The organism is Herbiconiux sp. VKM Ac-2851 (assembly GCF_013205105.1).
Lineage (GTDB): Bacteria > Actinomycetota > Actinomycetes > Actinomycetales > Microbacteriaceae > Herbiconiux > Herbiconiux flava.
In genome coordinates, this window is record NZ_JABMLJ010000001.1 from 363,957 (window position 1) to 376,961 (window position 13,005).

The following is a 13,005-nucleotide window of genomic DNA, read 5'->3' on the forward strand; positions in this document are numbered from 1 at the left end:
CCTGCGGGGGTGCCGCCGGCGTCCGTGCGTCGGGGCCCGCCTCTGCTCGACAGCAGTTGGACCAGGGGCCCCCCCGCATGCCAGGATGCTGGTAGCGCTCTCAGCCCGCGTCCACGCCGGATTCAGGGGAACCGGGCGCGAGAGGACCACCGCGTGACCCCCAGCCCTGCCCCGGTCACCGGACGCACAGCCCTCGTAGTCGACGACTCCGCCGACCAGGGCGACCTGCTCCGTCTGCACCTGGAGCGCCTCGGCTACGAGGTCGTCCTCGTCGTCACGGCCGAGGCCGCGATCGAGTCCTACCGCCGCCTCGCTCCCGCCGTGGCGATCATCGACCTCATGCTGCCCGGCATCGACGGTTGGCAGCTGGTGCGCACGATGAAGCAGGAGGTGCCCGACTGCGTACTCGTGGTCACCTCGGTGCTGGGGCTCGAGGAGTTCCCGATCGTCGACGGCGTGCTGCCGAAGCCGTTCACCGCGGCCGACGTCGCGAAGACGCTCGCACTGCTCTTCCCGGCCGCATCCGCGACCGGCGAGTCCGACCACGATGGGGGACAGGGACGATGAAGGTTCTGATTGCCGACGACGACGCCGATCTGCGCGACCTGGTCTCGATAGCCGTCGAGAAGGCGGGCTACGAGGTCGCCGCCGCGGTCGGTGACGGTCTCTCCGCGTGGGAGGCCCTGAAGGCCGAGGAGATCGACCTCGCCGTGCTCGACATCTCGATGCCGGGCCTCACCGGCCTCGAACTGGTGGAGCGCATCCGTGCCGACGACGAGCTGCGCGAGCAGCACGTGCTGATCATCACCGCGAACGCCCAGCCGAGCACCGCGGAGGCGGTGCACCTCGCCGGGGCCAACGGCCTCATCACGAAGCCCTTCCAGGTGCGCGAGCTGGTCGACTTCATGCGCGGTGTGGCCGACCGGGTCTAATGGACGGCCTGATCTGATGGACGGCTTGATCTGATGGACGGTCAGCGGAACGCGGCGACCGTGCGGGTCGCCGCGTCCAGCGCACCCGGTCGCCGCACCGGCGGCTCCTTCGGCTCGTGGTCGCCACTGCTGAAGCAGGTGGCGGCGCTCGTCGCGTTCGTGCTGGCGAACCTCGTGCTGCTCTCGCCGGTCGTGGTGGAGGTCGTTCCGGCGCTCGTGATCGCCGCCGACCTGCTAGTGCTGGCCGCGGCGGCCTTCGCCTTCGTGCTGCCGCGAACGCGGCTGGCTCCGGGCTGGGAGCTCGCGGTTCCCGTCACGACCTTCGTCGCCGTCGCGCTGCTGCGTCTCGGCACCGACGGGCAGGCGTCCCCGTTCGGCGCGCTGATGGTCATCCCGCTGGTCTGGATCGCCTCGGAGCCCGGGCTCCGGTCAGTGGTCATCGCTTCTGCGGGGGTCGTCATGACCATCTCGCTGCCGTTCCTCTTCGGCGTCTCCGTGCTGGTCAGTCCGGCCGACGCGGTGCGTCTGGTCTTCACCCCGGTCGCCTTCACGATCGCGGCCGTGCTGATCAACCAGATCGCCCGGGTCGTGAACCGGCGGCTTGTCCAGCTCGAGGACCTGAACGCCGAGCGCGACCGCCTGGTCGAGACCCTCGAACGGGCCAACCGCGCAGCCCGCAAGCGCGAGCTGCAGGCCATCAACGCGAACGCCCTGCTCGACGGCGTCTGGAACGACATCACCGGGCACGCCATCATCGGCACCGACGGCGCCGGCCTCGTCACCGTCTGGAACCCGGGTGCCGCGTCGCTGCTCGGCTACTCCGCGAAGGAGGCGATCGGCCGCCTGAACATCACCGAGCTGCACCGCCGCGAGGAACTGCGCGACTTCGCCGGGCTGGTGGACACCGCGCGCTCCGGTCTCCGCGACGTGCGGGACTGGACCTACCTGCGGAAGGACGGCACCGGCTTCCCCGCCCAGGTCTCGATCGCCGAGCGGCTCGACGAGGAGGGCGAGCCGGCCGGCTTCGTCTTCGTCGCCACCGACGAGACCGACGCGAAGGAGATCGAGCGTCTGAAGGACGAGTTCGCCGGGCTCATCTCGCACGAGCTCCGCACGCCGCTCAGCTCGATCCTCGGCTACGTCGAGCTGCTGCGCTCCGACGACGACGAGCCGCTCAGCCGGCTGCAGGAGAAGTACCTCGGCGTGGTCGACCGCAACGCCCGCCGGCTGCTCCAGCTCGTGGGCGACCTGCTGTTCACGGCCCAGGTCGACTCGGGCGGCTTCCGGGTGCAGGCCGTGCCGACCGATCTGCCCGGTGCGCTGCGGGCCGCCCTCGAGAGCGCGCGGCCCGTCGCCGAGGCCGCCGGCGTCGAGCTGCGCGCCGAGATCCCGCCGGGAGCGCTCGTGCTCGGCGCCGATCCCGTTCGGCTCGGCCAGGCCGTCGACAACATCCTCTCGAACGCGGTGAAGTTCACGCCCCGCGGCGGCTCGGTCACCGTGTCGCTCGAGGCCGGGGCCGACGAGGTGCGCATCGTCGTCAGCGACACCGGCTACGGCATCGCCGAGCACGAGCTGCACCGCCTCTCCGAGCGCTTCTTCCGGGCGAGCACCGCCACGAAGAACGCCGTGCAGGGCGTGGGGCTCGGGCTCACCATCACCAAGGCGATCGTGACCGCGCACGGCGGCCGCGTCGACATCGCGAGCGTGCTCGGCGAGGGCACCTCGATCACCATCGCGCTGCCGAGGGCCGGCGTCGGCGGACGCGGCGTCAGTGCGAGTGCCTCCCGGACGTGACGGTCACCGCCCGGAACCCCTCCGGGCCCGTCGACCGCCAGCGGTGACGGATGCCGGCGCCGAGGGCCAGCGTGCCGCCGGCTGAGAGCCGATGCACCGTGCCGTCGCCGAGCTCCACCTCGAGCGCGCCCCCGAGCAGGTAGAGGAACTCCTCCTCGTCGTGCGCGGCGAACTCGGCGAAGCGGGGCTCGCCCACGACCGCCGCCTCACCCACGATCTCGGTCGCGAACAGCCCGCCCGGCAGCTGGGCGAGCTGCCACACGGTGAGCTCCCCGGGGAGACCGGCGGATGCGCGGCCCTCCGCCTCGACGTGCACGACGTCGACGCCGGCCGCCGTGACCCGGCTCCCGGCCGGGCGGGCGAGCAGCGACCCCGACGGCACGCCGAGGGCCTCCGCGAGGCGGGCCAGCGTGGCGAGGCCCGGCCGGGCGTGGCCACGCTCGACGAGGCTCAGGAAGGGCTGCGACACCCCGGTGGCCTCGGCCAGGCGCACCATCGTCAGTCCGGCGTCCTGACGCAGGCTCCGGATGCGCGCGCCCATCGCCACGGCGTCGTCATCCAGCGGCCGCGTCGACCGCTCCGCCCCGCCCGTTCTGTTCATCCGCCCGAAACCTCCGGTAACACCGCCGAAAAATATTTATGGCATAAATATAGCCATGCAGCCCCTCCTCCTCGGCATCTTCCAGTACATCGGCCCCAACGGCACCGTCGGCTCGGCGTGGCAGCACCCCGACGACACCTCGGCGGAGTTCACGAAGCTCTCCCACTGGACCGCGCTCGCGAAGAAGTTCGAGGAGGCGCGCCTGGACTTCCTGTTCCTGGCCGACAGCTACGGCTTCCCGGCCCTGGAGGGTCAGCTGATCCCGGCGTCGGTGCGCGAGGGTCGCGGCATCCCGCACGGCGACCCGATGCCGCTCGTCTCCGCCCTCGCGGCCGTCACCGAGAAGCTCGGCTTCATCCTGACCACCTCGACCACCGTGGAGCCTCCGGCGGCCAACGCCCGCCGCTTCGCGACCCTGGACCACTTCACCGACGGCCGGATCGGCTGGAACATCGTCACCGGCTCCTCGGGCGCCACCGCCGCGGCCCTGATGGGCAGGGAGCTGATCCGGCACGACCTCCGCTACGACATGGCCGACGACTACGTCGACGTCAGCCTCACGCTCTGGGAGAGCTCCTGGGAGGACGACGCACTCGTGCTCGACAAGGCGGCGGGCGTCTACGCCGACCCGGAGAAGGTGCACCTCGTGCACCACGAGGGTCCGTACTTCCGCACCGACGGCATCCTGAACCTCCCGCCGTCGCCGCAGCGCACGCCGCTGCTCGTGCAGGCGGGGGCCTCCGGTCGCGGGCGCGAGTTCGCCGGCCGCAACGCCGAGGCGGTCTTCGTCGGCGGGGGAGAGCCCGCCACCGTCGCGGCGAACGTGACGGGCATCCGGGAGAGCGCCGTGGCCGCGGGCCGCCCGGCCGACTCCGTCAAGATCCTGGTCGGGGCCCTGTTCATCACGGCGCCGACGAGCGAGGAGGCCTGGGCCAAGCACGCGACGATGCTGGCGATGTCGAGCGACGAGGGGGCGGCCGCGATCTACGCCGGCAACACCGGCATCGACCTCCTGGCGCTCGATCCCGACAAGCCGATCGCCCAGACCGAGACCGAGATGGGGCAGTCGAACCTCGAGCGCTACCTCGGCAAGGACGGCAAGCCGGCGCCGCTCGTGCGTGACATCCTCGAGAACTTCCGGCGCACCGGCATCAACGGCAGCGTCTTCGTCGGCAGCCCCGACGAGGTCGCCGACCAGATCGAGGAGTTCGTCGCCGCGACCGGTGTCGACGGCTTCCTGATCCAGCCGCACCTCACGCCCGAGACCTACGACGACCTGATCGAGCTGCTGCTGCCGGTGCTGCGGGAGCGGGGGCTCGCCCGCGACGAGTACGCGGGCGACACCCTGCGGGAGCGGTTCTTCCCCGAGGGCGGGCCGCACCTGCCTCCGACGCACCGGGGGCACGCCTTCCGGGCGGGGCGCTGACCGCATCCCGCTGAGCCCTACGGCGCGAGGCCCTCGAGCACGTCGTTCGACGGCACGAAGAAGGTGGTGCCCGTGACGGGGGTCGAGACGTCGAGCATCCGGTCGTACGAGCCGACGGGGTCGCCCACGTACATCTGGCGCAGCATCTGCTCGATCACCCAGAGCTCGCGGGCGTAGCCGATGAAGTAGGTGCCGAACTCCCCGGCGCCCGGCCGCCCGAACGGCATGTTGTCGCGCAGGATGTCGTGCTCCACCCCGTTCGCGTCGACCACGGTCGCGAGCCCCTTGTGCGACTTGCGCGCGCCGGGCTCGTCCTCCAGCTCGACGTTGTCGAGCTTCGTGCGCCCGATGATTCTCTCCTGCAGCTCGACCGGCAGCGTGTTCCAGGCGGTGAGGTCGTGCAGGTACTTCTGCACGACGACGTAGCTGCCGCCGGCGAAGGCCGCGTCCTCCTCGCCGACGATCGACCAGTGCGCCATGCCGGCGCCCGTGGGGTTCTCGGTGCCGTCGACGAAGCCGAGCAGGTCGCGCGAGTCGAAGTAGCGGAAGCCGGTGGTCTCGTCGACGACCGTGACGGCGTCGCCGAGCTTGCCGAGCAGCAGGCGCTCCAGCTCGAAGGCGAGGTCGGCCCGCTCGCTGCGGATGTGGAAGAGCAGGTCGCCCGGGGTCGAGGGGGCCGTGTGCACCGGACCGCGCACCTCGAAGAAGCGCCGCAGCTGCGCGGGACGGGCATCCTGACCGAAGCGGTCCCAGGCGTCGGAGCCGATGCCGACGTTGCAGGAGAGGTGCCCGTTGAGGTCGCGGAAGCCGACGGCGCGCACGAGGCCGCCGATGTCGGAGATCACGTCCCGCACGCGGCCGGCCGCCTCGTCGCCCTCGGCGATCGAGACCACCAGGAAGATGGCCGAGGTCGACAGGGGCGCGTCGACGCTCTGCGGCTGGATGGGGGTGCGGTCCCACGCTTCGTCGTGCATGCGGAAATCCTATTGGCTTGACATCCGAATAGTACCGATATATCGTAAAGCTATCGCGAACAGTCGCGACATTCAGATTTGTACTACGAAAGGCGGATGCTCATGCGACGCATTCATCACACCCCCTCCTTCGAGCGCTCTCCCCACGGGCACGGCCCTGGCAGCGGTTTCGGTCCCGGCTTCGGCCCCGGCGGTTTCGGCGGCGGCTTCGGCCCCGGTTTCGGGCCGCGCGGCGGTCGTGGAGGCCGGGCCCAGCGCGGAGACGTGCGGGCGGCCATCCTGTCGCTGCTCGCCGAGTCGCCCTCGAACGGCTACGGCCTGATCAAGGCCATCGCCGAGAAGACCGGCGGAGTCTGGCGCCCCAGCCCCGGCTCCATCTACCCCACCCTGCAGCAGCTCGTCGACGAGGAGCTGATCGTCTCCACCGGAGACGGCCGGCGCACCGAGTTCGAGCTGAGCGACTCCGGGCGGGCCTACGTGGCCGAGCACGGCGAGGAGCTCGAGCGCGCCTGGCAGGCCACCGCCGGCCAATCGCCGGCCGACCAGGAGTTCCAGGCCAGCGCCGCGAAGCTCCTCGGCGTGCTGCACCAGTTCCGCACGGCGGCCACCGACGAGCAGCGCGCTCAGGCCGTCGAGAAGATCGACGAGGCGCGCCGCGCCCTCTACCTCATCCTGGCCGAGTAGTCCGCGGCCGCGGCTAGGGCATCCTCCCGATGTCCGCCCACCGCCTCAGAGAGCAGTCTCGATCCATCGACAACGATGGAAGGCGGTGGTCCCATGATGATCAGCGAGTACAGCTTCTCCTGGCTGCGCGAGGCCGAGGAGGACAGGCTGCGGCAGGAGCTCGAGCGCCGGCGCGTGATCGCCGAGCGGCTCGAGGAGGCGCGGCACGAGCATCCGGTCACCCACGGCCGGGCCCGCGACGACCGCCGCCCGGCGGGATCGGCACGGGTGTCACCGGCCGGTGGCACGATGTAGGCATGCAGTCCAGTTCGCTGATCGGCCGGGAGGGCGACCTCGCCTCGCTCGAGGCGGCCCTCACCCGGGCCGTCGCGGGCAACGCCGCGACCGTGCTCGTGGGCGGCGAGGCCGGCATCGGCAAGACGCGGCTGGTGACGGAGTTCGCCGCCCGGTTGCCCGAGCGCACCGTGCTGGTGCGCGGCCAGTGCGTCGACCTCGATCGCGACGCACCGCCCTACGCGCCGCTGATCGCCGCGCTGCGGGCGCTGGTCGCGGCCTTCGGGGTCGCGGTCGTACGCGAGTCGGCCGGCCCCGGGCGCGACGCCCTCGCGGTGCTGCTGCCCGAGCTGGCCGCCGAGGAGCCGGCGGGCAGCGGAGGGCCCGACCGGCTGTTCGACGCGGTCGCCACCGCGTTCGAGGCCCTGTCGCGCCGGCACCCGCTGGTCGTGGTGATCGAAGACCTGCACTGGGCCGACCAGGCCACGCTCGGGCTGCTGCGCTTCCTCATCCGCGTTCTCGAGCGCGCGGGGCTCGTGCTGCTGCTCACCTACCGCAGCGACGAGCTCGGCCGGGGGCACCCCCTCCGGCCCCTGATCGCCGAGCTCGACCGCAGCCGGCGGGTGGAGCGCCTCGAGCTGGCCCGGCTCAGCCGCCGGCAGGTGCGGCGGCTGAGCACCGAGCTCCGCGGGGCACCCCTCGACGGGGCCGAGCTCGACGAGGTGGTGCAGCGAACCGACGGCGTGCCGTTCTTCGTCGAAGAGCTGCTGCGCGGCGGCCTCGGCCCCGTCGAGAGCCTGCCCGACACCCTGCGCGAGCTGCTGCTCGCCCGCTACGAACTGCTCGCCGACCCCACCCAGCGGCTGCTGCGGCTGATCGCCGCCGGGGGAGTGCGGGTCGAGCACGAGCTGCTGTCCGCCGTGGCCGAGGTGCCGGCCGAGAGCCTCGACGAGGCAGCCCGCGAGGCCGTGCAGGCCGGGGTGCTGCAGGTCGACGAGACGGCCTACTCCTTCCGCCACGCGCTCGTGCGCGAGGCCGTGCACGACGAGTTGCTGCCGGGCGAACGCGTGCGCTTCCACACCCGCTACGCCGAGGCCCTCGAGCAGCGCGCGGCCACGCCGGGCGCCGATGCGGCGGCGGTCTCCTACCACTGGATGGCGGCGCGCGACCTCCGCGCGGCCTTCACCTCCTCCCTCACGGCCATGGAGCAGGCGCGGCAGAGCTTCGCCAGCGCCGGGGCGGCCCGGCTCGGGGAGCGAGCGCTCGAGCTCTGGGAGCGTGTGCCCGACGCCGAGCAGCTGGCCGGCCGCAGCCGTATCGAGCTGCTCGCCGAGACGGCGTACGCCCTCCGCGACGCGGGCGAGAGCGAGCGGGCCGGCGACCTGATCGACGAGGCGATCGCCGCCTCCTCGCCCCAGCGTGCCGAGGAGTACGCGCGGCTGCTGCGCGGAAAGGCCTCCTTCCTGGCCAACATCGGCGAGACGGGGTCGATCGAGCTGCTGCGGCAGGCGCTCGGCGTGCTCGAGGGGCGGCCACGCAGCGTGCTGCGGGCGAACGTCCTCGGAGAGCTCGCCGCGCGGCTGATGCTGGCGGCCTGCTTCGGGGACGCCGTCCAGACCGCCGACGCGGCGTTCGCGGAGGCCCAGGAGGTCGGGTCCCGGCCGCGCATGTCGGTCGCGGCGAACATCCGGGGCATCGCCCGCGTGGCCGCCGGCGACATCGACCGGGGGCTGGCCGACCTCGAGCTCGCCGGCGAGCTGGCCGACGGCAACGACTCGGCGGCCATCCGGCACCTGATCAACGCCTCCGACGCGCTGAGCCTGCTCGGCCGCTACGAGGAGGCCGTGCAGGTGGCCGAGAGCGGGGTCGAGCAGGCCAGGCAGCGCGGGGTCGAGCGCACCTCCGGCGCCATGCTGCTCTCCAACGTCGCCGCGCCGCTGTTCGCGCTCGGGCGCACGGCGCGGGCCGACGAGGTGCTCGACCGCGCGCTCGAGCTCGACCCGCCCATCGGCTTCAGCGCCCACCTGCAGCGCCTGAAGCTGCAGTCCACGCTCTGGTCGGGCGACGTGCAGCTGGCCGACCGCCTGCTCCGGGGCTGGCGACCCGGCCTGGGGCTGCAGCGGCGCATCGAGGTGCAGTCGCAGCTGGGGCTGGCGGCGGTCGCCGGGGAGATCGCCCTCGAGAACGGCGCGGTGGCCGAGGCCTGGGCCGAGGTGCAACCGCTGCTCGAGCCCGGCCGGCGCGGCTTCGCCGCGTACGACCTGCCGCTCGCCGCCATCGCGGCCCGGGTGCTCGGCCGGGCCCGGGCGACGGGCACTGCGCTCCCCGACGATCCCGCCGAGGCCGAGCGGGCGCTCCGCCGGGTGCTGGCGGGAGCTTCGTCGTGGCCGACCGCCGCGGTGCACGTCGCCCTCGCCGAGGCCGAGCTCGGCGGATCCGAGGGGGCGGGGTCCGACGTCGCCTTGTGGGAGCGCGCGGCCGAGCCCACCCTGCACCGTTCCGGGGCGCCGGCCGCCCTGCGCCCCTACGCCCTGCTCCGCCTCGCCGAGGCGCTGGCGGGCGAGGGCGGGCGGGCCGAGGCGCGCCTGCGGGCCGAGGAGGCCCGCTCGGCCGGCGCCGCCATCGGGCTCGGGCTCGTGGTGCAGCGCGTCTCGGAGCTCGAGCGGCGGATGGGGCTCGTCCGGGCCTCCGGCCGTCAGTCGGCCGTTCCGGCGGCCGGCTCGCCCGCCCGCGGTGTCGAAGACGATCTCACCGAGCGTGAGCGTCAGGTGCTCGAGCTGATCGCCCGGGGTCTCAGCAACCGCCAGATCGCCGAGACGCTGTTCATCAGCGCGAAGACCGCGAGCGTGCACGTCTCGAACATCCTGCGCAAGACCAACACCTCCACCCGCACCGAGGCGGCGTTCCTGGCGCGCTCCTTCGCGGGTCGCGGAGCGATCTAGGGCAGATGCCCGATGAGGGGTGACCGCCTCAGAGCGCACGCTCGGGAGACCGGTTCAACTTCTTCCGAAGGCAGGTCCCCCATGATCGTCGTCACCATCGTCCTCACCGGCCTGATCGTCTGGGCCGTCGGCGCCACCGTCGTGGCGCTCCGGCGCGACGGCTACCGTCCCGTGCCCGCGCAGACCGACGAGCCGAGTTGGTCGAGCACCGCGAACGGCGCCTCGACGTTGGCGAAGTGGCCGGCCGTGCCGACCACCGTCACCGACGACCCGGGCAGCAGCCGGGTCAGGCGGCTGTCGTCGGCCTCGGCCGAGAACGCGTCCCGGCTGCCGCGCAGCACCCGCACCGGAGCCGTGATGCCGGCCCACCGGGCCGGGTCGTAGCCGGCCGCCACTCGGGCGGCGATCGCGAACGCCTCCGGCCTGACCTCGCGGGCCAGGGCCGAGGCGACGCCGGGCGGGATCTCGGCGGGGCGGGCGAACAGCGGCGCGACCACGGGGCGCAGCACGTGCATCCGGTCGAGCCCTCGTAGCAGCAGTGAGGCGGTGCTGCCCGCGCGGGAGAAGGCGGTCATCACGCCGAGCAGCCCCACGAAGGCGGGTTCCCGGCCGAAGGAGCGGAGCGGGTGCCGCGCGGCCTCCATCACCGACGGGCCGGTGGGGGAGACCACGACGACTGACTCGGTGCGGGCCGGATCGCGGGTGGCGAGATGCAGGGCGATCAGCCCGCCCATCGAATGGCCCACGAGGTTCCAGGAGCGGTAGCCGAGGGCCTCCACGGCATCCCGCACCGCGCCGGCGTAGGCGTCGGCGGTGAGAGCCGAGCGGCCGTTCGACAGCGGCCGGTCGGGCAGCGGCGACCCGCCCCAGCCCGGCAGGTCGATCACGACGAGGTTGGCCGGGCGGCAGCCCTCGGCCGCCGCGGCGAGGAGCAGCGGGGTCCACGTCGTCCACGACCCCGCGGCACCGTGCAGCAGCACGGTGGCCGGGCCGTCGTCGCGACGCTCACCGGCGTGCAGCACCACGGGCCCCACCCGCGTCCGCACCTCCCGGCGCCGCAGACCGACCCGCGCGGGGTCGTGGACGAGCTCGAAGGGCGCGTAGACCTCGCGGAGGGACGACGATCGCGATGGTGCCACTGGTGTTCTTCGGAGCGGGGCGCGGATCGGATTGGCGGAGCGACTAGCGTAGATGGACGACCGGCCGGAGGCCCCGGCATCCTTCCGACGATCGGAGCCCGCGTGCGACGTGCTGCCGCCCTCGTCCGACTCGCGGTGGCGGTCGTCGCGGTGGTGGCCCTGGTCTTCGACGTCGAGTACACGCTGGGCTTCAGCACCTTCTCGACGGTGAACTACTTCCTCTACTTCACCTTCCAGAGCAACGCCGTGAACGTGCTGGTGCTGGCCGCGTCGGGCCTCGCGACGCTGCGGCCGGCGCCCGGTCGCGGGCGCACGCGCCTCTCGGCCTGGGCGGGGAGCATCCGGGGCATCGTCACGACCTACGTGATCGTCTCGGGCATCGTCTTCGGCACCATCGTCACGCAGGCGTCGAGTCACCAGTACCGCATCGAGGTGCCGCTCTCCAGTCAGGTGCTGCACTTCTGGATCCCGGCGTACCTCGTCCTCGACTGGATCGTCGGCATCGGCCGACCGCGCCTGCTCTGGCGCACGGTGCCGATCTCGCTCGGCTTCCCGATCGTCTGGGGCGTCTTCACGCTCGTCCGCGGCTCGATCGTCGGCTGGTACCCGTACTTCTTCCTCGACCCGAGCCAGGTGACCCCGCCGGAGTTCGTGTTCTACGCGGGCATCGCGCTCGCGCTGTTCGCCGGCATCACGGCGCTGCTCGCCTGGCTCAGCCGGCTGCCGTCGGCGCCGGAGTGGCGGTCGCGGTGGCTGCGGCGGCGGGGTCGATGAACGGCACGAGGGTCGCGAGTGCCGCCTCGACGAACTCGCCGTCGCCGAGGGCCGCACCCACGGGCACGTCGTCGGCCGCGGTCAGCCCCACCAGGATCGCCTGACCCGTCGAGGGCAGGAGGTTGATCCACTCGGCCACCACGGCGGTGTCGTCGATCACCGAGAGCACCGTCGCCTCGGTCGACCAGAACGGCTCGTCGAAACGCAGCCAGAGCTGCTCCAGCTCACCCACGCCCAGGGCATCGATGGCGTCGAGGGTCGGCTGCGGCAGCGCAGGGGCGAACTCGATCGCCCCGGTCTTCAGCACCCCGAGCGGCACGGTGACGACGACCCGATCGACGTTCAGGGACTCGCCGCGGCCGAGCCTGAGGCTCACACCGTCGTCGTCGTAACCGATGCGGATGACCGTGCTCGAGAGCACCACGTCGAGGTCGTCGAGGGCGGCCTCCACGATCGCGTCGAGCCCGCCGACCACGAGCCGCGGGGCGTCGGGATCGGTATCAGACCCGTCGGCGCCCCCGGCCACCGCGGGCTCGGCCGCCCCGTAGGAGGCCGAGAGCTCGAAGGCGGTCGCGCCCGCGCGGGTGGCAACGGCCGTGTCCAGGTAGTGGGCGAGCCGGTCGGCGGGGGAGACGCCGTCGGCGTCCGGCTCGGTGGGCACGTCCTCGGCGCCCGACGCCGACAGCGCCGAGGCCAGCGAGACGTCGGCCGCCTGGGAGCGGGCCCACGCCACGGCGGTGGCCACCGCATCCGGCCCCACCGTGCTCGGCGGGTCGACCTCGCCCGAGGCCGTGCGCACCTCGGTGACGTTCGCGAGGCCCAGCGTGTCGACACCGGACGCGAGCAGCGCGGCCTCGAGCGCGGGCCCGGAGACCGTCGGCGAGCCGAGCTCGACCGGGAACGGCCATCCGCTCTCCTCACGGGTCAGGATGCGCCCGCCCACCCGGTCGCGCCCCTCGAGCACGACGACGTCGAAGCCGGCGTCGGCCAGGGCCCGGGCGGCGGTCGCTCCTGCGAGACCCGCGCCGATCACGGCGATGCGCTCACCGTCGTCGGCGATCGCGCGCACCCGCTCGGCCGCCGACGAGCCCGACTCGAGGGCGCCCTGCAGGGTTCCCGGATGCTCCGACGCCACCGCTTCGCCGGCGAAGACGACCCGGTCGCCCACGGTCTCGCGGAGCGTCGCGCGGTCGCCGGGCCCCGCGCCGACCGGCGTGCTGCTGAACGAGCCGAGCGAGAACGGGTCGGAGGACCACGAGCTGCGGAGGTAGGCGGCCGGGCGCGGGACGGGGGAGAGCGGCGTCGGCGCGAGCGACGCCGAGGGCGACGGCGCCGGCCGGGGGGCGTCGGGCGTGCAGGCCGTCAGGGCGGCCAGCGACAGGGCCGACACGGCCCCTGCGAGGAAGGTTCGTCGCTCGATTGCCAATTCTGCGGTGCCGTTTCTGCCTCGGTGAGCCCGTGCGGTC

12 protein-coding genes are annotated in these 13,005 nt (G+C 73.2%); 8 read left to right on the forward strand and 4 right to left on the reverse strand.

Annotation, left to right across the window (positions count from 1 at the left end; all coding sequences use genetic code 11):
- Positions 1-153: 153 nt before the first annotated feature.
- Genes HQQ85_RS21275 through HQQ85_RS01660 form a run of 3 tightly spaced genes read left to right on the forward strand, consistent with a single transcriptional unit; the run spans position 154 to position 2,726 of the window.
- A complete protein-coding gene (locus HQQ85_RS21275) occupies positions 154-567 on the forward strand; it encodes a response regulator (RefSeq protein ID WP_173180768.1) in 414 nt (137 codons plus the stop codon).
- Positions 564-932, forward strand: a complete 369-nt coding sequence (locus HQQ85_RS01655; protein ID WP_173180769.1) for a response regulator — start codon at positions 564-566, stop codon at positions 930-932. The genes HQQ85_RS21275 and HQQ85_RS01655 overlap by 4 nt, the downstream gene beginning before the upstream one ends.
- A 33-nt stretch (positions 933-965) precedes the next feature.
- Entirely contained in the window at positions 966-2,726 is a 1,761-nt protein-coding gene (locus HQQ85_RS01660) for a cell wall metabolism sensor histidine kinase WalK (RefSeq protein ID WP_173180770.1), read from the forward strand.
- On the opposite strand, the gene HQQ85_RS01665 is transcribed toward HQQ85_RS01660, so the two are convergent.
- A complete protein-coding gene (locus HQQ85_RS01665; protein ID WP_173180771.1) occupies positions 2,701-3,327 on the reverse strand; it encodes a helix-turn-helix domain-containing protein in 627 nt (208 codons plus the stop codon). The two genes, HQQ85_RS01660 and HQQ85_RS01665, sit on opposite strands and share 26 nt — an antisense overlap.
- 55 nt (positions 3,328-3,382) lie before the next feature.
- On the opposite strand from HQQ85_RS01665, the gene HQQ85_RS01670 reads away from it, so the two are divergent.
- Positions 3,383-4,753 (forward strand): NtaA/DmoA family FMN-dependent monooxygenase, encoded by a 1,371-nt coding sequence (locus HQQ85_RS01670; RefSeq protein ID WP_173180772.1) that lies wholly within the window; start codon positions 3,383-3,385, stop codon positions 4,751-4,753.
- A 17-nt stretch (positions 4,754-4,770) separates the two neighbouring features.
- Here HQQ85_RS01670 and HQQ85_RS01675 read toward each other — a convergent pair whose 3' ends face one another.
- Complete coding sequence (locus HQQ85_RS01675) at positions 4,771-5,727, reverse strand: Dyp-type peroxidase (RefSeq protein WP_173180773.1); 957 nt, start codon at positions 5,725-5,727, stop codon at positions 4,771-4,773.
- 102 nt (positions 5,728-5,829) lie between these two features.
- Between HQQ85_RS01675 and HQQ85_RS01680 the strand changes: the two genes are divergently transcribed.
- The 3 genes from HQQ85_RS01680 to HQQ85_RS01690 all read left to right on the forward strand — a co-directional run bounded on the left by HQQ85_RS01680 (position 5,830) and on the right by HQQ85_RS01690 (position 9,626).
- The gene (locus tag HQQ85_RS01680; RefSeq protein WP_173180774.1) at positions 5,830-6,411 is read left to right on the forward strand and encodes a PadR family transcriptional regulator; all 582 of its coding nucleotides are present in this window, start codon (positions 5,830-5,832) and stop codon (positions 6,409-6,411) included.
- 93 nt (positions 6,412-6,504) lie between these two features.
- Positions 6,505-6,705 (forward strand): hypothetical protein, encoded by a 201-nt coding sequence (locus HQQ85_RS01685; protein ID WP_173180775.1) that lies wholly within the window; start codon positions 6,505-6,507, stop codon positions 6,703-6,705.
- A 2-nt stretch (positions 6,706-6,707) separates the two neighbouring features.
- Positions 6,708-9,626 (forward strand): AAA family ATPase, encoded by a 2,919-nt coding sequence (locus HQQ85_RS01690; protein ID WP_173180776.1) that lies wholly within the window; start codon positions 6,708-6,710, stop codon positions 9,624-9,626.
- A gap of 161 nt (positions 9,627-9,787) precedes the next feature.
- Here the strand turns inward: HQQ85_RS01690 and HQQ85_RS01695 are convergent, their stop codons facing one another.
- The gene (locus HQQ85_RS01695; protein ID WP_173180777.1) at positions 9,788-10,765 is read right to left on the reverse strand and encodes an alpha/beta fold hydrolase; all 978 of its coding nucleotides are present in this window, start codon (positions 10,763-10,765) and stop codon (positions 9,788-9,790) included.
- 102 nt (positions 10,766-10,867) lie between these two features.
- Here HQQ85_RS01695 and HQQ85_RS01700 point away from each other — a divergent pair, with 102 nt between their 5' ends.
- Complete coding sequence (locus HQQ85_RS01700; protein ID WP_173180778.1) at positions 10,868-11,539, forward strand: Pr6Pr family membrane protein; 672 nt, start codon at positions 10,868-10,870, stop codon at positions 11,537-11,539.
- Here the strand turns inward: HQQ85_RS01700 and HQQ85_RS01705 are convergent.
- On the reverse strand, positions 11,478-12,965 hold the full coding sequence (locus tag HQQ85_RS01705) for an FAD-dependent oxidoreductase (RefSeq protein ID WP_173180779.1): 1,488 nt from the start codon (positions 12,963-12,965) through the stop codon (positions 11,478-11,480). The genes HQQ85_RS01700 and HQQ85_RS01705 overlap by 62 nt on opposite strands.
- Between the last annotated feature and the right edge of the window lie 40 nt (positions 12,966-13,005).

Excerpts from the sequence above, each read along its gene's own strand:
- HQQ85_RS01655 (WP_173180769.1), top strand. The coding sequence starts at position 564 with ATGAAGGTTCTGATTGCCGACGACGACGCCGATCTGCGCGACCTGGTC.
- HQQ85_RS01670 (WP_173180772.1), top strand. The coding sequence starts at position 3,383 with ATGCAGCCCCTCCTCCTCGGCATCTTCCAGTACATCGGCCCCAACGGC.
- HQQ85_RS01665 (WP_173180771.1), bottom strand. The coding sequence starts at position 3,327 with ATGAACAGAACGGGCGGGGCGGAGCGGTCGACGCGGCCGCTGGATGAC.
- HQQ85_RS01685 (WP_173180775.1), top strand. The coding sequence starts at position 6,505 with ATGATGATCAGCGAGTACAGCTTCTCCTGGCTGCGCGAGGCCGAGGAG.
- HQQ85_RS01660 (WP_173180770.1), top strand. The coding sequence starts at position 966 with ATGGACGGTCAGCGGAACGCGGCGACCGTGCGGGTCGCCGCGTCCAGC.
- HQQ85_RS01680 (WP_173180774.1), top strand. The coding sequence starts at position 5,830 with ATGCGACGCATTCATCACACCCCCTCCTTCGAGCGCTCTCCCCACGGG.
- HQQ85_RS01675 (WP_173180773.1), bottom strand. The coding sequence starts at position 5,727 with ATGCACGACGAAGCGTGGGACCGCACCCCCATCCAGCCGCAGAGCGTC.
- HQQ85_RS01690 (WP_173180776.1), top strand. The coding sequence starts at position 6,708 with ATGCAGTCCAGTTCGCTGATCGGCCGGGAGGGCGACCTCGCCTCGCTC.